General features: G+C 61.4%; 19 protein-coding genes. 10 read left to right on the forward strand and 9 right to left on the reverse strand.

Annotated features, from left to right (window positions below):
- Positions 1 to 5: 5 nt before the first annotated feature.
- Positions 6 to 1,295, forward strand: coding sequence for a protein kinase (locus BUE92_RS24050; RefSeq protein ID WP_073526692.1), 1,290 nt, complete (start codon positions 6 to 8; stop codon positions 1,293 to 1,295).
- Between the two features lie 133 nt (positions 1,296 to 1,428).
- Here BUE92_RS24050 and BUE92_RS24055 read toward each other — a convergent pair whose 3' ends face one another.
- Both BUE92_RS24055 and BUE92_RS24060 read right to left on the reverse strand, forming a co-directional pair.
- Positions 1,429 to 2,133, reverse strand: coding sequence for a YebC/PmpR family DNA-binding transcriptional regulator (locus BUE92_RS24055; RefSeq protein ID WP_003192227.1), 705 nt, complete (start codon positions 2,131 to 2,133; stop codon positions 1,429 to 1,431).
- 150 nt (positions 2,134 to 2,283) lie between these two features.
- Positions 2,284 to 3,138 (reverse strand): LysR substrate-binding domain-containing protein, encoded by an 855-nt coding sequence (locus BUE92_RS24060; RefSeq protein WP_073526695.1) that lies wholly within the window; start codon positions 3,136 to 3,138, stop codon positions 2,284 to 2,286.
- A 111-nt stretch (positions 3,139 to 3,249) separates the two neighbouring features.
- Between BUE92_RS24060 and BUE92_RS24065 the strand changes: the two genes are divergently transcribed.
- The 3 genes from BUE92_RS24065 (at position 3,250) to BUE92_RS24075 (ending at position 5,977) form a co-directional block, all read left to right on the forward strand.
- Positions 3,250 to 4,374, forward strand: coding sequence for a 2-aminoethylphosphonate--pyruvate transaminase (locus BUE92_RS24065; RefSeq protein WP_073526697.1), 1,125 nt, complete (start codon positions 3,250 to 3,252; stop codon positions 4,372 to 4,374).
- 100 nt (positions 4,375 to 4,474) lie between these two features.
- Positions 4,475 to 5,302 (forward strand): phosphonoacetaldehyde hydrolase, encoded by an 828-nt coding sequence (gene phnX / locus BUE92_RS24070; protein ID WP_073526699.1) that lies wholly within the window; start codon positions 4,475 to 4,477, stop codon positions 5,300 to 5,302.
- Between the two features lie 114 nt (positions 5,303 to 5,416).
- The gene (locus BUE92_RS24075; protein WP_073526700.1) at positions 5,417 to 5,977 is read left to right on the forward strand and encodes a cytochrome b; all 561 of its coding nucleotides are present in this window, start codon (positions 5,417 to 5,419) and stop codon (positions 5,975 to 5,977) included.
- 107 nt (positions 5,978 to 6,084) lie between these two features.
- Here the strand turns inward: BUE92_RS24075 and BUE92_RS24080 are convergent, their stop codons facing one another.
- Positions 6,085 to 6,972 (reverse strand): 1-aminocyclopropane-1-carboxylate deaminase/D-cysteine desulfhydrase, encoded by an 888-nt coding sequence (locus BUE92_RS24080; RefSeq protein ID WP_073526701.1) that lies wholly within the window; start codon positions 6,970 to 6,972, stop codon positions 6,085 to 6,087.
- 56 nt (positions 6,973 to 7,028) lie between these two features.
- The gene (locus BUE92_RS24085; RefSeq protein WP_073526702.1) at positions 7,029 to 9,068 is read right to left on the reverse strand and encodes an NADPH-dependent 2,4-dienoyl-CoA reductase; all 2,040 of its coding nucleotides are present in this window, start codon (positions 9,066 to 9,068) and stop codon (positions 7,029 to 7,031) included.
- 211 nt (positions 9,069 to 9,279) lie between these two features.
- Between BUE92_RS24085 and BUE92_RS24090 the strand changes: the two genes are divergently transcribed.
- The 3 genes from BUE92_RS24090 (at position 9,280) to BUE92_RS24100 (ending at position 12,792) form a co-directional block, all read left to right on the forward strand.
- Positions 9,280 to 10,410, forward strand: coding sequence for a carbon-nitrogen hydrolase family protein (locus tag BUE92_RS24090; RefSeq protein WP_073526703.1), 1,131 nt, complete (start codon positions 9,280 to 9,282; stop codon positions 10,408 to 10,410).
- A 4-nt stretch (positions 10,411 to 10,414) separates the two neighbouring features.
- Positions 10,415 to 11,449, forward strand: coding sequence for an AraC family transcriptional regulator (locus BUE92_RS24095; RefSeq protein ID WP_073526704.1), 1,035 nt, complete (start codon positions 10,415 to 10,417; stop codon positions 11,447 to 11,449).
- Between the two features lie 326 nt (positions 11,450 to 11,775).
- The gene (locus tag BUE92_RS24100) at positions 11,776 to 12,792 is read left to right on the forward strand and encodes a transketolase-like TK C-terminal-containing protein (RefSeq protein ID WP_073526705.1); all 1,017 of its coding nucleotides are present in this window, start codon (positions 11,776 to 11,778) and stop codon (positions 12,790 to 12,792) included.
- 4 nt (positions 12,793 to 12,796) lie between these two features.
- On the opposite strand, the gene BUE92_RS24105 is transcribed toward BUE92_RS24100, so the two are convergent.
- Positions 12,797 to 13,267 (reverse strand): MarR family winged helix-turn-helix transcriptional regulator, encoded by a 471-nt coding sequence (locus BUE92_RS24105; RefSeq protein ID WP_073526707.1) that lies wholly within the window; start codon positions 13,265 to 13,267, stop codon positions 12,797 to 12,799.
- A 144-nt stretch (positions 13,268 to 13,411) separates the two neighbouring features.
- Here BUE92_RS24105 and aceE point away from each other — a divergent pair, with 144 nt between their 5' ends.
- Positions 13,412 to 16,072: a pyruvate dehydrogenase (acetyl-transferring), homodimeric type gene (gene aceE / locus BUE92_RS24110; RefSeq protein ID WP_073526709.1), complete on the forward strand. Its 2,661-nt coding sequence runs from the start codon at positions 13,412 to 13,414 to the stop codon at positions 16,070 to 16,072.
- A gap of 1 nt (position 16,073) precedes the next feature.
- Here aceE and BUE92_RS24115 read toward each other — a convergent pair whose 3' ends face one another.
- Positions 16,074 to 16,877 (reverse strand): DUF2242 domain-containing protein, encoded by an 804-nt coding sequence (locus BUE92_RS24115; RefSeq protein ID WP_073526711.1) that lies wholly within the window; start codon positions 16,875 to 16,877, stop codon positions 16,074 to 16,076.
- 89 nt (positions 16,878 to 16,966) lie between these two features.
- Complete coding sequence (locus BUE92_RS24120; RefSeq protein ID WP_178380749.1) at positions 16,967 to 17,866, reverse strand: LysR family transcriptional regulator; 900 nt, start codon at positions 17,864 to 17,866, stop codon at positions 16,967 to 16,969.
- Between the two features lie 117 nt (positions 17,867 to 17,983).
- Here BUE92_RS24120 and BUE92_RS24125 point away from each other — a divergent pair, with 117 nt between their 5' ends.
- Positions 17,984 to 19,165, forward strand: a complete 1,182-nt coding sequence (locus BUE92_RS24125; protein ID WP_073526713.1) for an MFS transporter — start codon at positions 17,984 to 17,986, stop codon at positions 19,163 to 19,165.
- A gap of 118 nt (positions 19,166 to 19,283) precedes the next feature.
- Positions 19,284 to 20,627, forward strand: a complete 1,344-nt coding sequence (gene nhaA, locus BUE92_RS24130) for a Na+/H+ antiporter NhaA (RefSeq protein WP_073526717.1) — start codon at positions 19,284 to 19,286, stop codon at positions 20,625 to 20,627.
- An 81-nt stretch (positions 20,628 to 20,708) separates the two neighbouring features.
- Here nhaA and BUE92_RS24135 read toward each other — a convergent pair whose 3' ends face one another.
- Both BUE92_RS24135 and BUE92_RS24140 read right to left on the reverse strand, forming a co-directional pair.
- Complete coding sequence (locus BUE92_RS24135; RefSeq protein WP_073526719.1) at positions 20,709 to 22,583, reverse strand: SurA N-terminal domain-containing protein; 1,875 nt, start codon at positions 22,581 to 22,583, stop codon at positions 20,709 to 20,711.
- A 228-nt stretch (positions 22,584 to 22,811) separates the two neighbouring features.
- Complete coding sequence (locus tag BUE92_RS24140; RefSeq protein WP_003174819.1) at positions 22,812 to 23,084, reverse strand: HU family DNA-binding protein; 273 nt, start codon at positions 23,082 to 23,084, stop codon at positions 22,812 to 22,814.
- Positions 23,085 to 23,087: the final 3 nt, after the last annotated feature.

Here is a 23,087-nt window from a genome sequence, read left to right on the forward strand (position 1 = left end):
CCTGCATGAATACCCTCGCCCAACTCAAGGCTGGCCAATTGGCTGGCGTTACGCGCCTGGACCTGGCCTGCGGGCTGACCGAGTTCCCCCGGGAAATCTTCGAACTGGCCGATTCGCTGGAAATCCTCAACCTCACCGGCAACGCCCTGAGCAGCCTGCCCGACGACCTGCACCGCCTGACGCACCTGCGTGTGCTGTTCTGTTCGGACAACGCCTTTACCGAACTGCCGCATTGCCTGGGCCAGTGCGCCAAGCTGAGCATGATCGGCTTCAAGGCCAACCAGATCAGCCAGGTACCCGCTGCCGCCCTGCCGCCGCTGTTGCGCTGGCTGATCCTCACCGATAACTGCATCAGCCAGTTGCCCGATGAACTGGGCCAACGCCCCTTGCTGCAAAAGTTGATGCTGGCCGGTAACCAGTTGGCCGACCTGCCGCCAAGCCTGGCCCAGTGCCAAAACCTGGAGTTGCTCCGCATCGCCTCCAATCGCCTCACCCACCTGCCGCAGTGGCTGCTGACCCTGCCGAGCCTGACCTGGCTGGCCTACGCCGGCAACCCGGTGGAAATGGCCGTGCAGGTAAGCGCCGACGAGGCGACGCCGAACATCGCCTGGCAGGAACTTGAAATGGGCGAAGTCCTGGGCGAAGGCGCTTCGGGGATTATTCGCAAGGCGCTGTGGAAACCCCGTGCGTTGCCAGTCGCGGTCAAGCTGTACAAGGGCACCATCACCAGCGACGGTTCACCGCTGCATGAAATGCAAGCCTGCATTGCCGCCGGGCTGCATCCCAACCTGATCAAGGTGCAAGGACGCGTCATCGGCCACCCCGACAACCAGGCCGCGCTGGTGATGGAGCTGATCGATCCGAGTTACCGCAACCTCGCAGCCCTGCCGAGCCTGGCGTCGTGCACGCGGGATGTCTACGAACCCACCACCCGTTTCAGCCTGGACGTGGCACTGCGCATGGCGCGGGACATTGCTTCGGTGGCGGCGCACCTGCATCGGCACGGTATTACCCATGGTGACCTGTATGGTCACAATATTTTGTGGAACGCAGCAGGTGATTGCTTGCTCGGAGACTTTGGCGCGGCGTCATTCCATGCCACGGCGGACACGCCGGAAACCCGTGCGTTGCAGCGTATTGAAGTGCGAGCGTTCGGGGTGCTGCTGGGGGAGTTGTTGGAGCGGGTGGGAACCAGCGACGAAAGCTTGCAGGCACTGAAACAACGCTGCTGCCAGCCGGATGTGCTGGCGCGACCGAGCTTCGAAGAGATCGAAGCCTTGCTGCACGCTATCTAACTGTAGGAGCGAGCTTGCTCGCGAAAAACTCACCGGCGCTGCGTTTATTCAGGATGCACGCGTTATCGTTGACGTTTTTCGCGAGCAAGCTCGCTCCTACAAGGCAATTTGACCGCGTGTACTCAGATAGAAATCAGCCCGCCAGGCCGACAAACATATCCTGGACATCATCATGGTTGTCCAGGCCTTCCAGGAACGCCTCGACTTCAGCCATCTGCTCATCGGTCAAACCGCTGACCGGGTTCTTGGAGATATAGCCCAGCTTGGCCGACAGCACGGTAAAACCCTGCTCCGGCAACGCTTTCTGCACGGCATCCAGGTCGGTGGTTTCGGTGATGAACAAGGTGGCGCCTTCTTCACCCTCTTCAAAGTCCTGGGCGCCTGCTTCGATGGCGGCCATTTCTGGATCGGCGTCCGGCGTGTCCGGCGATGCTTCGATCAGGCCCACATGGTTGAAATCCCAGGCCACCGAACCGGAAGCGCCCAGTTGGCCCTTGCGGAAGGCCACGCGGATTTCCGCCACGGTGCGGTTGATGTTGTCGGTCACGCACTCGACGATCAAAGGTACCTGGTGGGGCGCGAAACCTTCGTAGGTCACGCGGTGGTATTGCACGGTTTCACCGAGCAGACCGGCGCCTTTCTTGATCGCGCGGTCCAGGGTTTCCTTGGGCATCGAGGCTTTTTTGGCCTGTTCCACCACCAGGCGCAGGTGCGCGTTGGTCGCGGTATCGGCGCCGTTGCGGGCGGCGATGGTGATTTCTTTCACCAGCTTGCCGAAAATCTTGCCCTTGGCATTGGCTGCCGCTTCTTTATGTTTGACTTTCCACTGTGCGCCCATGACTCACTCTCTTATTTCCATCGCGCCGAAACGTCTACTGGCCGGCGCTTTGGGGGCAGAGTTTATAGCGCAAGAACGCTTCGTTCCACCAAAAAACCGGCCAGGGTACTCAGGTGCGCAAGGGTTAGATCGCGATGTGTGCAAGCGTCTTCACGCCAACTCGAAAAACGCCTGAATCAAGCGCAGCGAGCGACGGCGCTCCATGCAGCCGAGCATATGCCGGTTCAGCAGGCCATCGCCGAGGATCGGCACCGCCTGTACACGCGGGTCCGGGCTGACCTCCATCGACGACACCACGCCCACGCCCAACTCTGCCGCCACCGCCTCGGCCACAGCTTCCCGACTGTCCAGTTCCAGCAGCACTTTGGGTTGCACATTCGCCGCCAGGCACGCGTTATCAAAGGTGCGGCGGGTGATGGAACTGGGCTCGCGCAGCACCATGATCACCTCATGCAGCTGCGCCAGTTCAATACCCTCAGGCTGCTTGGCCCACGGGTGCGCGGCCGGCACCAAGGCGCAAATCCGTGACTCGTCCAGGGATTGCAAGTGCAGGCCATTGCGTGGCTCCACCTCGGTGAGCACCGCCACATCCGCATGTTCGGACAGCAGTGCCGCCAGGGTCTCCTGGGCATTGCCCAAACGCAGGTTCACGGTAATGCCAGGGTAGCGCGCGCGCAGGCTGGCGATCATCGGCATCACCAGATGCGGGCCATCCGCCGCCACTTCCAGGCGCCCGGTGAGCAACTGGCGGTTGGCCTCCAGCATGGTTTGCGCCTCGTCGACCAAACCGAAGATCGCCCGAGTGATGGCCGCCAGGCGCGCGCCTTCCTCGGTCAATTCCACCCGGCGTGCGGTGCGGCGCAACAGCGGGATCTGGTAGTGCTCTTCCAGCGCCTTGATATGCCCGGTCACCGCCGGCTGGCTGATAAACAACCGAGCCGCCGCGCGAGTAAAACTGCCCTCGCGGGCCACCGCATCGAATGCACGCAATTGGAACAGGTTCATAGCTATCGGCCTCACTGATAGCTCGTATAACAACAAACAATTTGATTGATGACAAGCCAAACTGCAATTTAGGCGCCGTAGCTTCAACCCCGACCCTTGCGAGGATTTGAGATGACCACTGCCGCGCCGATCCTGTTGACCCCTGGCCCCCTGACCACTTCGACCCGCACCCGTCAGGCGATGATGGTGGACTGGGGGTCATGGGATGATCGCTTCAACCAGCTCACTGCCAGCGTCTGCACACAGTTGCTGGCGATCCTCAACGGTGCCGACAGCCATCATTGCGTACCGTTACAAGGCAGCGGCACCTTTGCCGTCGAAGCCGCCATCGGCACTTTGGTGCCCCGCGAGGGCAAGGTGCTGGTGCTGATCAATGGCGCCTATGGCAAGCGCCTGGCGAAGATCTGCGAGGTGCTTGGCCGCGCGTTCAGCACCTTTGAAACCGCCGAAGACGAGCCCACAACCGCTGCCGATGTGGATCGCCTGCTGCGCGCCGACAGCGCCATCACCCACGTCGCGCTGATCCATTGTGAGACCAGCACCGGCATTCTCAACCCGCTGCGGGAGATCGCCCAGGTGGTCGAACACCACGGCAAACGCCTGATCATCGACGCCATGAGTTCCTTCGGCGCGCTGCCGATCGATGCCCGCGAAGTCCCGTTCGAAGCGTTGATCGCCGCCTCCGGCAAATGCCTGGAAGGCGTGCCGGGCATGGGGTTTGTCTTCGCAGAAAAACATGCGCTGGCCGCTGCCCAAGGCAACTGCCATTCCCTGGCGATGGACCTGTTCGACCAGCACAGCTACATGACCAAAACCGGCCAGTGGCGCTTCACCCCACCCACCCACGTGGTCGCCGCCCTGCATGAAGCGCTGTTGCAATACGCCGAGGAAGGCGGCCTGCCCGCCCGTCACCAGCGCTACGCGAATAACTGCCAGGCATTGCTGGACGGCATGGCCGAACTGGGCCTGCGCAGCTTTCTGCCAGCGGCGATCCAGGCGCCGATCATCGCCACCTTCCACGCCCCCGACGATCCTCGCTACGAGTTCAAAGCGTTCTACGAACGGGTCAAGGCCAAGGGTTTCATTCTGTACCCGGGCAAATTGACCCAGGTGGAAACCTTTCGCGTGGGCTGCATCGGCCATGTCGACGCGGCCGGCATGCGCGCAGCCGTCAAGGCCATCGCCGAGGTGCTGCAAGAAATGTGTAGGAGCGAGCTTGCTCGCGAAGAGCGTTAACGATAACGCGGGCATCCTGAGTTAACGCGGCGCCTGGATGTTTTTCGCGAGCAAGCTCGCTCCTACATAGATGAATGTCATTACCCACAGGATCTGAACCATGAACTATCAAAACCCCAACACCCTCCAGGCCGTTATCCTCGACTGGGCCGGCACCGTGGTCGATTTCGGCTCCTTCGCCCCCACGCAGATTTTTGTCGAGGCCTTCGCCGAGTTCGACGTGCAGGTCTCTATCGAGGAAGCCCGTGGCCCGATGGGCATGGGCAAGTGGGACCATATCCGCACCCTCTGCGACCAGCCGCAGGTTGCCGAACGCTACCGCCAGGCGTTCGGCCGCACGCCCACCGACGACGACGTGACCGCCATCTACCAGCGCTTCATGCCGCTGCAGATCGAGAAAATTGCCGAGCACTCGGCCCTGATCCCCGGCGCCCTCGACACCATCGCCACCCTGCGCGGCCAAGGCATCAAGATCGGCTCCTGCTCCGGCTACCCCAAGCAGGTGATGGACAAGGTCGTGGCCCTGGCCGCCACCAATGGCTACGTCGCCGACCACGTCGTGGCCACTGACGAAGTGCCCAACGGCCGACCATGGCCGGCCCAGGCGCTGGCCAACGTGATCGCCCTGGGCATTGATGATGTGGCGGCCTGCGTGAAGGTCGACGACACCGTGCCGGGCATTCTCGAAGGCCGTCGTGCCGGCATGTGGACGGTGGCCCTGACCTGCTCCGGCAACGCCCTGGGCCTGACCTACGAGCAGTTCCGAGCCCTGGACAGCGCCACCTTGGCCAGCGAGCGCACGCGTATCGAAGCGATGTTTGCAGGTTCGCGCCCGCACTACTTGATCGACACCATCACCGACCTGCCGCAGGTCATCGCCGACATCAACGCGCGCCTGGCCCGTGGGGAAATGCCGCAGGCTTACTGACAGAGGTCAAAACAACGGCATTGGCAACAAGCGCACCACTCAAAACAGGCATAGAGTTAATGCACTCCATCGCTAAAGAATGGAGGTATGCCCTGATGAGTGAGGAACACAGCGATGCCGTGGAAAAATTCCGATACACGCTACAGCACTATGTCGATTGCGTTGCACTGGTTGATGGTGGTGCTGCTGGCGGTGGTCTACGCCTGCATTGAACTGCGCGGCCAATTCCCCAAAGGCAGCGGTGCGCGCACCTTGATTGTTGAGATGCACTTCATGCTCGGCCTTACCGTGTTTGTACTGGTATGGCTGCGCCTGTTTGCACGCAGCCTGGGGATGGCGCCGAAGATCCTGCCGGCACCGCCACAATGGCAGAGCCTGCTGGCGACGCTGATGCACGCTGCGTTGTACGCGTTGATGATCGGCATGCCGATTGCCGGTTGGTTGATTGTCAGCGCCGAAGGGCACTCGGTGATGTTCTATGGGATGGAATTGCCGCCGTTGATTGGGGAAAACAAGGCACTGGCCAAGGAGATTGAAGGCTGGCATGTGCTGTTTGGCCAGATCGGGTACTGGCTGATCGGGCTGCACGCGTTGGCGGGAATCTTTCATCATTACGTGATGCGCGATAACACGGCGCTGCGCATGATGCCGGGTGGGCAAAAACGCATCAGCTGATAGCCGCTACCCTGTAGGAGCGAGCTTGCTCGCGAAGAACTCCCAGGCAACGCGATCATCCAGAATGCACGCGTTATCGTTCAGGTTCTTCGCGAGCAAGCTCGCTCCTACAGGAAGCCTCGGCGGCCTTGCAGGCCGCCGGTATGGATGAAGATCAGGCGCGTGCCGGGGGCAAAGCGTCCGGCCTCGATCTGCTGTTTCAACGCCAGCAGCGCCTTGCCGGTGTAAAGCGGTTCCAGCGGTAGACCGCACGTTTGTTCGGTGCGCTGGATGAAGTCCAGCAACAGCGGATCGACCTTGGCAAAGCCACCGCGACTGGCGTCCAGCAATGTATAACCGTCCTGCACGATGACACTCACGTTCTGCGCCACACCGTGATCATCCGGCACCGCCAGGGCGCCATACACCGGATGCGCGCCCGCCTCCGCCAGTGCCAGCCCGGCCAGTGTCGTGCCGGTACCCGCCGCCAACCACCAGGCGTCGTAATCGCTCCAACCGAGCTTGCCCAACTGCGCCCGCGCCTGCTCGACCAACACGCCACAGCCCTGCGCCCCGGCCAGCCCACCGCCGCCTTCGGGTATCGGATAAAAGCCAGGATACTGCTCGCGCCAAGGCAACCAGAAACCCGCTTCATGCCGCCCCCGATAACCGCCATAACCGAGCCAATGCAGCTGCATGCCAAACGCTTTGAGGTCGAGAACCGTGGGGGTGTCTTGAGGATGGCCCCGCAGCAGGCCGACCGTGGGAAAACCAAAGCGCTTGCCCGCCGCCGCCAGCGCATGCAGATGGTTGGAGTAGGCACCGCCGAGACTGATCACACCGGTAGCCCCAGCGCGTCGGGCCTGGGCCAGGTGCTCGGTGAGTTTGAACCACTTGTTGCCGCTGATCAGCGGGTCGATACGGTCCAGACGCAGCACGGCCAACTCGACCCCGTTCAGCCAATCAAGCTGCAAAGGTTCAAGGGGCGCGTGAGGAAGCCAGTCGAAAGGGCCCATCGGCAGGTATCTGAATGAAAAAGGGGCGGTAGTCTAACACCGCCCCTCTTGTCGCCTTACAGCTCGGCAGCCAAGCGCGAGCCCTGGTTGATGGCGCGCTTGGCATCCAGCTCGGCCGCCACATCGGCGCCGCCGATCAGGTGCACTTTCTGGCCGGCAGCGACCAGGCCGTCGTGCAATTCACGCAACGGATCCTGGCCGGCGCAGATGACGATGTTGTCCACCGCCAGCACCTGCGGCTCGCCCTCGGCGCCGATGCGGATATGCAAGCCCTCATCGTCGATCTTCAAGTACTCGACGCTGTTGAGCATCTGTACCTGCTTGTTTTTCAAGCCGGTGCGGTGGATCCAGCCGGTGGTTTTGCCCAGGCCGTCGCCGACCTTGGAGGCCTTGCGTTGCAGCAGGAACACTTCACGCGCCGGCGCATGCCGTTCGGGCTTGATCCCGGCCACACCGCCACGGGCCTCGAGTTGGGTGTCGATGCCCCACTCTTTCCAGAACGCTTCGCGGTCCAGGCTGGTGGATACGCCTTGGTGCACGAGGAACTCCGACACGTCAAAACCGATACCGCCGGCGCCGATCACCGCCACGCGCTTGCCCACCGGTTTGCGCTCCAGGATCACGTCCAGGTAGCTCAGCACCTTGGCGTTGTCGACACCGGGAATCGCCGGAGTACGCGGAGCGATACCGGTGGCCAGGATCACCTCGTCATAACCACCCGCTACCAGTTGCGCAACATCCACACGGGTGTTGAGGCACAGCTCGACGTGGGTGGTCTGCAATTTGCGTTTGAAATAACGCAGGGTCTCGAAGAACTCTTCCTTGCCCGGCACGCGCTTGGCGATATTGAACTGGCCGCCGATCTCGCTGGCGGAGTCGAACAAGGTCACCTGATGCCCGCGCTCGGCGGCCACGGTGGCAGCGGCCAGACCCGCAGGGCCCGCGCCGACGACCGCGACCTTTTTGATCTGCTTGACTGGCAGGTAATTGAGCTCGGTTTCGTAGCACGCCCGCGGGTTGACCAGGCAGGTGGTGAGCTTGCCGCCAAAGGTGTGGTCCAGGCAGGCCTGGTTGCAGCCGATACAGGTATTGATTTCATCGGCACGCCCGGCGGCGGCCTTGTTGACGAACTCGGGGTCGGCGAGAAACGGCCGCGCCATCGAGACCATATCGGCGTCGCCTTCAGCCAGGATCTGCTCGGCGATTTCCGGGGTGTTGATGCGGTTGGTGGTGATCAGCGGGATCTGTACCGAACCGCGCAATTTGGCCGTGACTTTACTGAACGCACCGCGGGGTACCTTGGTGGCGATGGTCGGGATACGTGCTTCGTGCCAGCCGATACCGGTGTTGATGATCGTCGCGCCGGCCTGTTCGATGGCCTTGGCCAACTGCACGATTTCTTCCCAGACGCTGCCGCCTTCCACCAGGTCGAGCATCGACAGGCGGAAGATGATAATGAAGTTCGGGCCTACGGCTTCGCGTACGCGGCGCACGATTTCCACCGCCAGGCGCATGCGATTTTCAAAGCTTCCGCCCCAACGGTCGGTGCGATGGTTAGTGTGGGCGGCGAGGAACTGATTAATGAAATAGCCTTCGGAGCCCATGATTTCGACGCCGTCATACTCGGCGACCTGGGCCAGCAGCGAGCAGGTGACAAAATCCTGGATCTGCTTTTCGATGCCCTCTTCATCCAGTTCCTTGGGCTTGAACGGGTTGATCGGCGCCTGGATAGCGCTCGGTGCCACCTGCTTGGGGCTGTAGGCGTAACGCCCGGCATGGAGGATCTGCATGCAGATCTTGCCACCCGCGTCGTGCACGGCTTGGGTAACGATCTTGTGCTTGCTCGCCTCTTCTTCGGTGGTCAACTTGGCTGCACCGGCGTACACCCCGCCTTCATCATTGGGGCCAATGCCGCCAGTGACCATCAGGCCCACGCCGCCACGGGCGCGCTCGGCAAAATAGGCCGCCATACGCTCGAAACCGCCGGGCTTTTCTTCAAGGCCTGTGTGCATCGAACCCATCAGGGTACGGTTGCGCAAGGTGGTAAAACCCAGGTCCAACGGGGCCAGCAGGTGCGGGTAGGCAGCAGCGGTCATGGTACAGCTCCACAACGGATCATCACGGGACGTGGCGCACTCGAACGGCGTGCCATCGGTTTATGTCCCACAGACTAAGAGGCGGTGGACCACGGCTCAATGACTGAAACTGACAAGTTATTGATCCAAATGCACAGCGCCCCTTGGCAAGCCACGCCATGGGCCCTACCCTAGTCGCGAACCCTGCACCTGGTCTGTTGTCTGTTGCCCCATGCGTAAACTTCTAGCGTTCACCGTCATCATGGCCCTGGTTGCCTCCCTCGCCGCGTATCTGGTCTGGACCCAGGAGCGCCCCGTGGCGCATTACCTGTCCGACCTGCGCATCACCCTCGCCGTCAATGAGGGCGAACCGGCCGATCGGGGCAACCTGCTCGGCATTCAGCCGGAACTGTTCCCTGCCGACTACCAGAGCCTGGAACGCCTGCACCTGAAGCTGTCGGCCTACCTGCAACACGCCCGGGACCTTGGGCTGATCAATGCCAAGACCGTTGTAGTGCTGCCGGAACATATCGGCACCTGGTTGATGCTCGGCGGAGAAAAGAATGAGCTGTACCAGGCCGCTCACCTCAAGGACGCCATGAACTGGCTGTCGATCAGCAACCCGCTGCAATTTGCCAAAGCCTGGATCAGCGCCACTGGCGACAACCGCATGGACGATGCGTACCTGCGCATGAAAGCCCCGGCCATGGCCCGCGACTATCAAGTGGTGTTTGGCGGCCTCGCCAAAGAATTTGGCGTGACCCTGGTGGCCGGTTCCATCGCCCTGCCTAACCCGAGCGTGATCCAGGGGCAACTGGAGATCGGCCACGGCGCGCTGTACAACGCCAGCATGGTGTTCGCCGCCGACGGCTTGCCGCTGGGCCAGCCGCAGCGCCAGCTCTACCCGATCTACGATGAACGTGGCTTTATCGAGCCTGGCGATGAGCATGTCGTCAACGTTGTCGATACACCTGCCGGGCGCCTGGGCATTCTGGTCGGCAGCGACAGTTGGTACCCGGACAACTACCGCAAACTCAACGAGCAAGGCGCGCAACTGATCGCAGTGCCTGCCTTTGTTACCGGCCGCGACACCTGGGAGCGTCCATGGCGCGGCTTCAAGAGCGTATCCACGCCCTCTGAAGTGAGCCTCAAGCCTGAAGAAACCAGCGAGGGCGCTGCCTGGCGTCGTCTCACCCTGATCAGCCAGCCCCCTGTCAGCCAAGCCACCGCAGGCATGAGCGTGTTTCTGCGCGGGCAGTTCTGGGACCTGGGCAGCGCCGGCCAGAGTTTTCTCAGCCGCAATGGGCAAGTCTTCGCCGATGGCGACGCCCGTGGTGCACGCCTGCTGAATATCTGGCTGTAGCGCCTTGAAGCCGGTGCGCCTGGGGGATCTGTCGGTGGGCTTCGTGCACACCCTGGCCGACGCCATCCACAGCCACGGCCTGGATCCACAGCCCCTGCTGCTGCAATACGGCCTCGATCCATCTCGCCTGGCTGAGGCCGGCGCACGCTTGTCGATCCCGCGCTACATGCGCCTGGGCCACGCGGCCATCCAACTGACCGGCAACCCCGGCCTGGGCCTGCGTATGGGCCAGCTCAGCCGCTTGAGCCAAGCCGGTCTTGCCGGCGTCACTGCCGCCCAAGCGCCCACAGTGCGCGAAGCGGCACGCACGCTCACACGCTTTGAAGCACTGTACGGCTCTAACTATCGCGGGCAATCAAGCTTTCATGAAGACGCCGAAGGCGCGTGGCTGAGGTTTTATTCCATCAGCCCCTATAACGCCTATAACCGCTTTGTGGTGGATTCGATCATCGCCGGCTGGCTGCAGCAACTGTCCGGCCTGGCGCAACAGCCGGTGCAGGCCCAGCGGATTGAAATCGAATTCGACGCGCCGGACTACCACGACCACTACAGGATCCTGGGAGAGGGCGTGGTCCACTTCGGCGCCGACGTCAATCAACTGCGCCTTAGCCAGTCAACCCTGGCGCTGCGCAACCCGCAGCATTGCCCAAGCACCTGGCACCTGTTGCTACAGCTGTGTGAAAGGGAGTTAGAGCAGTTGACCCGCACCCGCAGCCTGCGCGAGCGCATTACCCGGTTGCTCGGGCCGATGCTCAATGGCGGCCGGGAACCCGACCTGGAAGAAGTGGCCGCACGCTTGAAGCTGCCAACCTGGACATTGCGGCGCAAACTGGCCGAGGAAGGCACACAGTTTCGCGCGATTCTCAATGACACCCGTCGCGACCTGGCCATGACCTACATTCGCGATACGGAACTGGCGTTCGGCGAGATCGCCTACTTGCTCGGTTTTGCTTCGGCCCAAGCCTTCCAAAGGGCCTTCAGACGCTGGAACAACCAGACCCCAGGGGAATTTCGCCGCAGTCAGCGACAATCCGCCTGAAGTCAGTGTTACAGCTCAGTGGCATCGTCGACAGGGTCCAGTGGGTCTAGCTCGAATGCCTGGTACTCCAGCAGCTCTTCCTGGTAATCGTCCATGGTGGACTCCTTTTCGTGTTGAAAGCGGTTGCAGATTAATGACCTGCGAACCCAGCCTAAAGTGCCGTCATGACGAAAAAATGTCGACGTCGTGACATTCCTGCTCTTGAGATTAAACGTAGCAGGGCTGGAGTGATTTAGCGGACGGCCCACTTTAATGCAATTGCAATCATTGCAAGTGCAATCATATTTCCATTAGGGTACAAGCCTACGTTGCCAGGAGCTTGAACCATGCCCGCCTCTACCGCGCACGCTGCGCAGCTCTGTATTCACGCACTGAACAGCGCCGAATACTCCGCCAGCTCGCCGCTGGACGCCGTCTTGACCATGGCCGACACCCTGGAATCCGCCCGGCAAGCCTGGGTGATTCGTGGCCAATCGCTCAGTCGCCGGGTCGACAACTGGCCCATTTGGTTCGCGCGCGATACGGGCGAAAAGCCGATGCTGTACCTGCACCGCGCGTCGTCCTCTGCACAGTTGTGCGCACTCTCGAAGCTGACAGCCCAGCGTGGCATCTTGTGCAATGACATTGAAAACCAACCGTCCCCGTGGCCCAAGGGAGCGCGCCCCTCACTGCCGCTGTGGCTGGCGACTCATCCACAGTGCACACCCTATGACCCTGCCTCGGGGGACGAAGCGAGGGCGATTGTGCTGGCGGGATTACGCACCTTGTATGTCGACGGCAAGCCCGGCTTTTACTATCTGGCGCTGCATGATCAGGACGGCAACGCGACACTGGGTACACAGGACCATGAGGGCGCGCACAAAGGTATGTACCCGATCCAACATGGCCCGGTGGCAGATGTGCGCTTGCTCGGTGCTGGTCGGGCTTTCGAAGAGGTGCTGCAGGCCGCTCGGCTGCTGGAACAGGACTGGCAAATTATCGCGCACGTGTGGAGTTGCCCCAGTTATACGCGGCTGGCCCGTGAGGCGGCGGCGGCCGCACGCTGGAACCGCTTGCATCCCACAGCGCGCAAACGCAGCTGTCATTTACGTGATTGCCTGGCGGCAAGCACAGCGCCGGTGATTGCCGTCACTGGCTACCCGCAGGCTATCGTCGACCCGCTGGCAGCGTATGTGGATGCGCGGTTTGTGGCGCTGGGGGCAGGTTCGGTGCAGGCAGCCGCGCCGAGTCGTTATTGGATAGCAGTGTCAGCACTCAGGGCATTGGCGCAGGAGGGCCGTATCGACAATCGAGAGGTTGAAACAGCAATGAATCGTTATGCACTGACAGGCGCCCACAGTTGATTGCTCAGGGCTTGCGCCGGCTTCGAGTCTGCACGCCGGCCTCCATCGCCAACCCTGCTGTGCGTTCCAAGGCGTCGGCAAACGCTTGGCGTTGCTCGGGCTCGATTTGCGACAGAAATAGCTCATCCACCGTATTTTCGTAGATCTTCCACATCTTTTTACGCAGCGCGCGACCGGCATCGGTGATCGAGGCAAACGCCGCACGCCCATCGCCATCTGAGCGAGAGCGCACCACCAGGCCGTCCTTTTCCAGGCGGTCCACCAGACGCGTGAGGTTGTAGCGCTCGATGGCCAGCACATCGGCCAATTCGTGCATGCGACGGGTTCCGTCGGGCCCGCTTTCCAAGCCCCACAACGCGTCATACCAGGCGTAAGGCGGCAGGTCCGCCGCAGCCAGCCGCCGCTCGATTTCACGGATGACTGTCCTGTGGGCCCTGACAAAACGGAACCATACATCCGGTTCTTTCGACGACATGCAACACCATCCGGGGAATTTCAAGAAGGTTGCAATAGTAGCTCATCCCGCGCTAGATTCCGGCATGTAGTTGCAATTGCAATTATATTTGCATCACTCCCACGAGGAGCTCGCTGCTTGAATCCGCCTACCCTGGAGCCTCACATGACCCCGAATGACGCAGTAAGACTCGACGATGATCCACAGGAAACCCGCGAATGGCTGGAGTCCATCGAATCGGTGCTGTCCACCGAGGGCCGCCCCCGCGCTCATTACCTGATCGATCAGTTGCTGGATTTCGACGTAGCACGGCATGGCGACTTCTACGGGCGGGTGACCACCCCCTACGTCAATACCATCCCGGTTGAGCGCCAGCTGCCCTACCCCGGCAACCAGGCTATCGAGCGACGCACCAATGCGTTTATCCGCTGGAACGCCATGGCGATGGTATTGCGCGCTGGCAAACACTCAGGCGTGGGTGGGCATATCGCTACTTACGCGTCAGCCGCCGTGCTGTATGACGTAGGCTTCGATCATTTTTTCCGTGGCCGAACCGACACATTCGATGGCGACCTGGTGTACATCCAGGGCCACTCCTCACCAGGCATTTATGGTCGCGCCTACCTGGAGGGCCGCATCAGCGAAGCGCAGCTGGATAACTTCCGTCGCGAGGCCGATGGCAAGGGCCTGTCCTCCTATCCTCACCCACGGTTGATGCCGGACTTCTGGCAATTCCCTACGGTATCCATGGGCCTGGGCCCCATCACTGCGGCTTACCAGGCGCGCTTTATGCGGTATCTGGAGTTCCGAGACCTCAAGCAGCATCAGGGTCGCAAGGTCTGGGCATTCCTCGGTGATGGAGAAATGGACCAACCCGAATCCCTGGCGGCGATTTCCCTGGCGGGCCGCGAAAAACTCGACAACCTGATCTTCGTGGTCAACTGCAACCTGCAACGCCTGGATGGTCCGGTGCGCGGCAACGCCAAGGTGATCCAGGAATTCGAGAGTCTGTACCGCGCCGCCGGCTGGAATGTGATCAAGGTGATCTGGGGCGGCGGCTGGGACGCACTGCTGGACAAGGACCAGAGCGGCCTGCTGCGCCAACGCATGATGGAATGCGTGGACGGCGACTATCAGAATTACAAATCCCAGAATGGCGCCTATGTGCGTGAACACTTCTTTGGCAAATACCCGCAGTTGCTGGCGCTGGTTGCGGACATGTCCGACGACGATATCTGGAAACTTTCACGGGGCGGGCATGACCCGGACAAGGTCTACAATGCCTACGCCGCCGCCGTGCGCCATAAGGGCCAGCCCACGGTGATACTGGCCAAGACGGTCAAGGGCTTCGGCATGGGTGAAGCTGGCGAAGGCCAAAACATCAACCACCAGTTGAAGAAGATGGGGGCCGACGCGGTAAAAGCTTTCCGCGACCGCTTCGGCTTGGAGGTCGACGATGACCGGCTCGAAGAAATCCCTTACCTCAAACCCGCCGTCGACAGCGAAGAGGCCCGCTACTTCGCCGCACGACGACGGGCACTGGGAGGCTATGTGCCGGCGCGTTACACCGGCACTGCGCCGTTGCAAATCCCCGCGCTGAGCGCCTTCGCCACTCAACTCAAAGACACCGGTGAGCGCGCCATCTCCACCACAATGGCCTTTGTGCGCATCCTCGGCACGCTGCTCAAGGACCCGCATTTAGGCAAGCTGATCGTGCCTATCGTGCCGGATGAGTCGCGCACCTTTGGCATGGAAAGCCTGTTCCGCCAGATCGGTATCCACTCAGCCGTCGGCCAGCTCTATACCCCACAGGACGCCGGGCAATTGAGCTACTACAAAGAGAGCAAAGACGGACAGATCATGCAGGAAGGGCTGAATGAATCCGGCGCTATTTCTTCCTGGATCGCGGCAAGTACGTCCTATAGCAACCATGGCCTGATGACCGTGCCGTTCTATATTTTCTACTCGATGTTCGGCTTCCAGCGCGTCGGCGACCTGGCCTGGGCGGCGGGCGATGCGCGAGCGCGGGGTTTCCTGCTGGGCGCCACGGCCGGGCGCACCACGCTGATGGGTGAAGGCTTGCAGCATGACGACGGGCACAGCCATATCCTGGCCTCGGTGATTCCCTGCTGCGTGGCCTACGACCCGACTTTTGCCTATGAACTGGCGGTGATTATTCGCGAGGGTATGCGGCGCATGTATGTCGAACAGGAGGACATTTACTACTACATCACCCTGCTCAACGAAAACTATCCGCACCCGGCGATGCCGGAAGGCGTTGAAGAAGGCATTCTCAAGGGCATGTATCCGCTGAGCACGCACCCGCAAGCGCAGGTGCAACTGATGGGCAGCGGTTCGATCTTACGCGAAGTAATCGCCGCGGCTGAGCTGCTTGCCAAGGATTTCGAGGTGCAGAGCGATGTCTGGAGTGCCACCAGCCTGACCGAGCTACGCCGTGACGGGCACGCGGCAGAACGCTGGAACCTGCTGCACCCGCAAAGCGAACCACGCCTGAGTTACGTCGAAACCTGCCTCACCGGGAAAAGCGGGCCAATGGTGGTGGCGACGGACTACATGAAGTTATTCGCCGACCAAATCCGCCCTTTTGTACAGGGTCGCCGTTTTGTAGCCCTGGGCACGGATGGGTTCGGGCAGTCGGATACACGGGAAACGCTGCGTGAGTTCTTCGAAGTAGACCGCCACTTCATCGTGCTGGCAGCCTTGAAGGCTTTGGCCGATGACGGCCTGATCGGTCGCGACAGAGTGGTCGAGGCCATCAGCCGCTACGGGATCGACGTCGACAAAGCGAACCCCGTAGCCGTCTGAGTTACTGGGCCGGCGTTGGCAGGGCTGGAATCGGCTCTGTCGGTGCCGGCAGGCTTGGGATGGTTGGTTCAGGCGCGGGCTCAGTGACAGGCGCCGGGTTCACCTGCGGGTTCGGCGCGATCGGTGCCGCCTCAGGTGGAGGTGCAAGCAGTTGCGCAGCGGGCGCCATCGGTACGTCCTGGGGTGCCTCGACCTTCTCGGCTACCGGAGCGGCCTTGGGCTCGGGCACGCCCAGGTCGGCCTTGGGCTGCTCTGGAATATGCTCGGCCTGCTTTACTTCCTGCGGCAGGAACACGTCCACCAACGCGAAGTAACGCTCGTAGAACTTCGGTGCAGAGACGGTCTCGCTTGCCACCTTCACCATCGAGTCGTCGGTGGAGCCAATCGGCATCGACACCGAGCCCAGCACGCCCACACCGAGGCTCGCGGAGTTGTTGACCTTCTTCAGTGCATAACGGTCCTGCAAGGCGTTGGCAAACATCGTCGAGTGATTGCTGCCCTTGCCATCAGCGGCGCACACCACATTGAAACTGATCTGCAGGTGGGTCTCGCCGGTCTGCTGGAAGCTCTTGTTGCCGGCCACCAACTTCGGATCGCTGCTGGTGATGATGTAGCCCTGGCTCAGCAGGGCACGGCGCGCAGCTTCACAGGCCGCCACATCGCTGACCGGGTAATCGCGGGAAAACGTACCGGAATCGTCGAAGTTCTCATGTTCGTAGATAGCGGTCTTGGGTGACGAGCAGCCCGCAGCGCCCGCCAGCACCAGCGCCAACCCGAGATTGCGCAAGTGAAATGATGTCGACATTGAAAATCCTGAAGAAAACGGTCCGGACGGTATTGTGCAACAGAACGCGACATCGAAGCGCGCATTCCTGTCGGTAAAACATCTCAGGCTCAGGAAGCGGCGTCAGTAGGAAAAAGCCCGGCGCACATGTGATCGATAAAGACCCGCAGCTTGGCCGAAGCATGGCGACTGGCCGGCCACAGTAACCAGAAACTGCCGCGATGTTCGAGGTGCTCGTCCAGCACCCGCCGCAACCGCCCTTGCCGTACGGCCTGGTTGACCATGTAGTCCGGCAGGCACGCGATGCCAAGCCCTTCCTGAACCACGTGATTGAGGGACTCGATGGTGGTGCTGACCAGCGGTGCACGCAAGTTCAGCTCTGCGGCTCCAGGCACGTGGCGCAGTGGCCAGGGCTCCAGTTTGCCGGTGGCGCAGAATTTGTGCCGCAGGCAGGCGTGATGATTCAGGTCCTGTGGCCGATGGGGGGTGCCGTGCTGGTCGAAGTAGCCGGGCGTACCGACAAGGACCAACTGGTAATGCCCTAGATGGCGCACCATCAAGCGCGAATCTTCTGGCTTGCCGGTGCGAATCACCGCGTCGAAGCCCTCCTCTATCACATCCACCATGCGGTCGGAAAAATCCACATCCAATTCGATGTCCGGGTAGGCACGCATAAAATCGCTGATCACCGGCATCAACAAACCACGCACTTGGGGCACACTGACCCGCAGCTTGCCGCGAGGCTTGGCAGTGACCCCAGTCAATTCCTGTTCGGCCGCTTCCAACTCCGCCAGGATGCGCCGCGAACGCTCCAGGAACAGCGCGCCCTCGCTGGTCAGGGTGATGCTGCGGGTGCTGCGATGAAACAACCTGACGCCCAGGCGCTCTTCCATCCGCGCAATGCTTTTACCCACCGCCGACGATGACACGCCCAGTGCGCGGCCCGCAGCGGTAAAGCTAAGGGTTTGCGCGACCTGCACAAAAACCGAGAGACTGCCCAGATTGTCCATGGTGATGCCTTTGTCGATTGCGGACATCAACATCCGATAAGTTCGGAACCTTAGCCTGTTTTTCCGCGCCTCGCAGCCACCTACCCTGGCTCCTTGCCCTTTTCAAGGAGAGCCCCGATGAACGACAGTCCCCAATTGGTCGATACAGCCCCCCACGCTGAACCCCTGCCCCTGGCCGGCCTGCTGGCGTTGGCCTGCGCCGGCTTTATCACCATTCTCACCGAGGCAATGCCCGCCGGCCTGTTACCGCAAATCGGCGCAGGGCTTGGGGTATCCCAGGCCCTGGTCGGGCAACTGGTGACGCTCTATGCGCTCGGCTCGTTGCTCGCCGCTATCCCGCTGACATTGCTGACCCGTGGCTGGCGCCGGCGGCCGTTGCTGTTGATCGCCATCGGCGGCTTTGCATTGGTTAACAGCGTCACCGCGTTCTCCAGCCACTATGGCTTGACCTTGGCTGCACGATTTTTCGCCGGTGTGTTCGCGGGCTTGCTGTGGGCCTTGCTGGCGGGTTACGCCAGTCGTATGGTCGCGCCTCATCTGCAGGGCCGGGCGATTGCCGTGGCCATGCTGGGCGCGCCGCTGGCCTTGTCCCTCGGCGTGCCCGCCGGCACCCTGCTGGGTACTCTTGTCGGATGGCGCGCCAGTTTTGCCATCATGACTGGCCTGACCCTGTTACTGCTGGTATGGGCGCGTTGGCAACTGCCAGATTTTGCCGGTGAACCGCCAAGCAAACGCCTCGGCTTACGTCAGGTACTGGCGTTGCCAGGCATCCGGCCGGTGCTCTGGGTGACCTTTACCTACGTGCTGGCCCATAACATTCTCTATACCTACATCGCCCCTTTGCTGGTGCCCGCCGGTATCGACCGCGAGATTGATCGCGTGCTGCTGGTGTTCGGCCTGATGGCCCTGCTGAGCATCTGGCTGGTAGGCATCTGGATTGATCAACACCTGAGGCTGCTGACCCTCATCAGTTGCGCGATGTTCGCCGTTGCGGCCCTGCTGCTCGGATTGTGGTTCAACTGCGTAGTCGTTATTTATGTCAGCGTGGCGTTGTGGGGACTCGCCTTCGGCGGCCTGCCCGCTTTATTGCAAACCGCGCTGGCCAAATCGGCTGGCAATTCGGCCGATGCCGCCCAATCGATGTTGGTCACAGTATGGAACCTGGGCATCGCCGGGGGTGGATTGGTGGGCGGCCTATTGCTCCAACGTTGGGGAGTTGTGGCATTTCCATGGGCAGTTCTAGGATTGGTCGTGTTGGCGCTAGGCGCAATTCGGGGCAAAGCGCAGCCCGCACGATGACAAGTTTGTTTACAACTTATTCCTCACCTTCCTATCATCGCCCCAGGGTGCGTTGCTGCATAAAGCACGGCGCAGGTTAAAAGCCAAGCATTGGTCGGGCCGCCAATGGAGATTTGTCGTGCCTGATAAACACCCCGCCATCCCCCGCCCCCAGCGTTTGACTGAGGGCGCGCTGTCCGCCCTTGAGCGCTTTTCACACATCGAAGCCGTCAGCGGTATCGTGCTGCTGTTGGCCGCCATCGTCGCGCTGGTGTGGGCCAACAGCCCCGCCGCCGCGACCTACGAGCATTTCTGGAACACGCCCATCACCCTCGGGCTGGGCGATTACAGCGTGTCGCGCTCCCTGCATTTTCTGGTCAATGACGGGCTGATGACCATTTTCTTTCTGGTGGTCGGTGCCGAGATCCGCCAGGAAATCAAAGACGGCGCCCTCGCCAACCTGAAGCTGGCCACGCTGCCGTTGGGCGCGGCGTTGGGCGGCGTGCTGATGCCCGCACTCATCTACACTCTGCTCAACCACGGCACCGCCGCCGCGAGTGGCTGGGCGGTACCCACCGCGACCGACATCGCCTTTGCCGTGGGCGTGCTCGCGTTGCTGGGCAAATCGATTCCCAGTGGCGTGCGCATCCTGCTGCTGGCCTTGGCGATCATCGATGACATCGTGGCGATCCTGATCATCGCGATCTTTTTCACCGCCAGCCTCGACTACATGGGCTTGGTGATTGCTGCTGGCGGGCTGGCCCTGGTGCTGGTGTTCCAACGCATGGGCATCAGCAAGGCGGCGATCTACCTGCTGCCAGGCGCTATCGTGTGGTTTGGCCTGCTCAAGACCGGCGTGCACCCAACGCTCGCCGGGGTGATCCTGGGCTTGATGACTCCCGTCAATTCCAAGCCCACCAGGGAACGCCCGCTGGAAACCATCGAACGCACCTTCAACGAGCTGATGGACCGGTTCTCGCAACCAGCCGAAGGGGCCCAGCAAGTCGCCACGCCCCTCAAGCAATTGCGCGAAGCCCAGCGGGAAATACTGCCGCCGGTGCAGCGTGTTCAATCGGCGTTGCACCCCTGGGTAGCGTTCGGCGTGATGCCGCTGTTTGCATTGGCCAACGCCGGTGTGAGCCTGGACGGTTTCAATCTGGATGACCCGCTGGCCCACGGTGTGTTCATGGGCGTCATCTTCGCCCTGGTGCTCGGCAAGCCTCTGGGCGTGATGCTGGCGAGCCTGGCGTTGGTCAAACTCAACATCTGCAAGCTGCCGGACGGTGTGACCTGGACGGGCGTTGGCCTGGTCGGCCTGTTGGCGGGGATCGGTTTCACCATGTCGATCTTTATCTCTTCCCTGGCATTTTCCGACCCGGCCCTGCTGGCGGCTGCGAAGCTGAGCGTATTGGCCGCTTCAACCCTGGCGGCGGTGATCGGGTTGACGTGGGGCAAGCTCAAGTTTGCAGCTAAGAACGCCTGAAGCGCATTCAGCACTCACTTTATCAAGGGCAAAAAAAGACCCCGGCCTTTTCAGGTCGGGGTCTTTTTATTCAGGCCGGCATCAGTACTTCTTGATGTCTGCCTGGGTTTCCAGCTGCTTGCGGTAGGCCGCAAAGTCCTGCTGGCCAATACGGGAAGCGAGGAAGCGGCGGTATTGCGCCTTTTCTTCGTCCGTAGGGGCCGCCGCTTCGTTCACGCCGTTCAAGCGCACGATCACCAGGCTGCCATCGCGCAGGGTCACGGTGGTGAAGGTCGGCTTGTCCTTGGCCGCAGGCTTGGGCATGCGGAACAAGGCTTGCAGCACGGCCGGGTCGATGGAGTCCTGACCACGGGTAGCTGCCTCAGTCACCTTCCAGGCCTGGCCGTCAACCGGCTGGTCCAGCGCGGTCTTGCCATCACGCAGGCTGGCGATCAACTCGTCGGCATGGGCTTTGGCGGCAGCGCTCGCGCGCTCCTTGGTCATCTGGGTGCGAATGGCCGCAGCGACGCTCTCCAGCGGCAACTGGGCCGGCTTGAGATGCTCTTTGGCACGCAGCACGATGATGGTTTCCGGGTCCAGCTCGATAGCGCTGCTGTTGGCACCTTCATCCAGCACTTCCGGGCTGAAGGCTGCAGTGACCACGGCACGATTGGCCGCAACACCTTCGCCACCTTCACGGCCAAACGGCGCGGAAGTGTGGACGGTCAGCTTCAAGTCAGACGCCGGCTGGGCCAGGTCAGAGGCTTCGAATGCCGCATCTTCCAATTGCTTGGTCGCTTCGACAAAACGCTGTTCCACCTGCTGTGCCTTGAGCTCGCGGGTCAGCTTGTCTTTAAGGCTGGCGAACGACGGCACCTCAGGCGCTTCAACGCCCAGCAACTTGATCAAGTGCCAGCCGAAGGCAGTGCGCACCGGCGTCGACACCTGGTCTTGCTTCAAGCCGTACAGCGCGGTTTCGAAGTCCGGGTCATAAACGCCAGGGCCGGCAAAGCCGAGGTCACCGCCATTGTTGGCCGAACCTGGATCCTGGGAGAACTCCTTGGCCAGGGCTTCGAACTTCTCACCCTTGGCCAGGCGCGCCTGGATGTCTTCGATCTTGGCCTTGGCTTGCGCCTCGGTGACCTTGTCGTTGACCTCAATCAGGATGTGCGCGGCACGACGCTGTTCAGCGAGGTTGGCGGTTTCCTTCTCGTAGGCAGCCTGCAGCTCATCGTCCTTGACGCTGACCTGGTCGAAGAAGGACGACTTCTTCAACTCCAGATAGTCGATGACCACCTGGTCCGGGGTCATGAACTCTTTGGCGTGCTGGTCGTAGTAGGCCTTGACCTCGTCGTCGGTGAGTTTCACCGCCGCAGGGTCAGCCTTGATGTTGACGGTAGCGAAGTCGCGGGTCTGTTTTTCCAGACGTGCAAACGCCAGCACCTCGGCGTCGGTCACAAAACCACTGCCGGCGATACCTGCGCGAACCTGGCCGATCAGCATTTCCTGGGTCAGCATCTGACGGAATTGCATGCGGCTATAGCCCAGCTGACGGATCACCTGGTCAAAGCGTTCGGCGTTGAACTTGCCGTCCACCTGGAATTCCGGCGTCTGCAGGATCACCTGGTCCAGCGCCGCTTCCGAGAAGCCGAACTTGGAATCGGCAGCACCTTGCAGCAGCAGCTTGCGGTCGATCAGGCCCTTGAGGGCAGCATCGCGCAGCAGTTTTTCGTCCAGCAGGGAAGCATCGAAATCCTTGCCCAACTGTTGCATCAGCTGGCGCCGTTGCATGTCGACGGCCTGGCTCAGCTCGGTCTGGGTGATTTCTTCACCATTGACCTTTGCCACGTCCTGCGTGTTATTACCCGAAGCCTGGAAAATGGCTTCGATACCGGTGAACGCCATCAAAGCGACGATGATCCCGATAATGGTCTTGGCAATCCAGCCTTGTGAATTGTCCCTGATATTTTGCAGCATGCGTCCCCCAGAAACGGTTGAACTTCAAAAATTAGGCAACCGTGGAGCGTGGGTAGAGTCCGGATAGAAGAAAGGCGCATCCGAGGATGCGCCTTCTCGTAACTGGCGGAGCGGACGGGGGTTCGAATCTGCACCCCCGGCGTGGCGACCCGATAAGGGGGTCAACTACCGCTCCGCTGCCAGGCCAGACCTGCGTCCGACCCGGGTAAGCAAAGGCTTGAACGAAGCTTAGTTAACGGCTTCTTTCAGGGCTTTACCGGCTTTGAAACCTGGTTTCTTGGCAGCAGCGATTTGCAGTGCTTTACCGGTCTGTGGGTTACGGCCAGTGCGAGCTGGGCGGTCAGTCACAGAGAAAGTACCGAAGCCTACCAGTACCACGGAGTCGCCGGCCTTCAGAGCGCCAGTGACGGATTCGATTACTGCGTCCAGCGCACGGCCAGCAGCAGCTTTCGGGATATCAGCGGATGCAGCGATAGCATCAATCAGTTCCGACTTGTTCACTCT

This window comes from Pseudomonas fluorescens, assembly GCF_001902145.1.
GTDB lineage: Bacteria > Pseudomonadota > Gammaproteobacteria > Pseudomonadales > Pseudomonadaceae > Aquipseudomonas > Aquipseudomonas fluorescens_BV.

Excerpts from the sequence above, each read along its gene's own strand:
- BUE92_RS24050 (WP_073526692.1), top strand. The coding sequence starts at position 6 with ATGAATACCCTCGCCCAACTCAAGGCTGGCCAATTGGCTGGCGTTACG.
- BUE92_RS24055 (WP_003192227.1), bottom strand. The coding sequence starts at position 2,133 with ATGGGCGCACAGTGGAAAGTCAAACATAAAGAAGCGGCAGCCAATGCC.
- BUE92_RS24060 (WP_073526695.1), bottom strand. The coding sequence starts at position 3,138 with ATGAACCTGTTCCAATTGCGTGCATTCGATGCGGTGGCCCGCGAGGGC.
- BUE92_RS24065 (WP_073526697.1), top strand. The coding sequence starts at position 3,250 with ATGACCACTGCCGCGCCGATCCTGTTGACCCCTGGCCCCCTGACCACT.
- phnX (WP_073526699.1), top strand. The coding sequence starts at position 4,475 with ATGAACTATCAAAACCCCAACACCCTCCAGGCCGTTATCCTCGACTGG.
- BUE92_RS24075 (WP_073526700.1), top strand. The coding sequence starts at position 5,417 with ATGCCGTGGAAAAATTCCGATACACGCTACAGCACTATGTCGATTGCG.
- BUE92_RS24080 (WP_073526701.1), bottom strand. The coding sequence starts at position 6,972 with ATGGGCCCTTTCGACTGGCTTCCTCACGCGCCCCTTGAACCTTTGCAG.
- BUE92_RS24085 (WP_073526702.1), bottom strand. The coding sequence starts at position 9,068 with ATGACCGCTGCTGCCTACCCGCACCTGCTGGCCCCGTTGGACCTGGGT.
- BUE92_RS24090 (WP_073526703.1), top strand. The coding sequence starts at position 9,280 with ATGCGTAAACTTCTAGCGTTCACCGTCATCATGGCCCTGGTTGCCTCC.
- BUE92_RS24100 (WP_073526705.1), top strand. The coding sequence starts at position 11,776 with ATGCCCGCCTCTACCGCGCACGCTGCGCAGCTCTGTATTCACGCACTG.
- BUE92_RS24105 (WP_073526707.1), bottom strand. The coding sequence starts at position 13,267 with ATGTCGTCGAAAGAACCGGATGTATGGTTCCGTTTTGTCAGGGCCCAC.
- aceE (WP_073526709.1), top strand. The coding sequence starts at position 13,412 with ATGACCCCGAATGACGCAGTAAGACTCGACGATGATCCACAGGAAACC.
- BUE92_RS24115 (WP_073526711.1), bottom strand. The coding sequence starts at position 16,877 with ATGTCGACATCATTTCACTTGCGCAATCTCGGGTTGGCGCTGGTGCTG.
- BUE92_RS24120 (WP_178380749.1), bottom strand. The coding sequence starts at position 17,866 with ATGGACAATCTGGGCAGTCTCTCGGTTTTTGTGCAGGTCGCGCAAACC.
- BUE92_RS24125 (WP_073526713.1), top strand. The coding sequence starts at position 17,984 with ATGAACGACAGTCCCCAATTGGTCGATACAGCCCCCCACGCTGAACCC.
- BUE92_RS24135 (WP_073526719.1), bottom strand. The coding sequence starts at position 22,583 with ATGCTGCAAAATATCAGGGACAATTCACAAGGCTGGATTGCCAAGACC.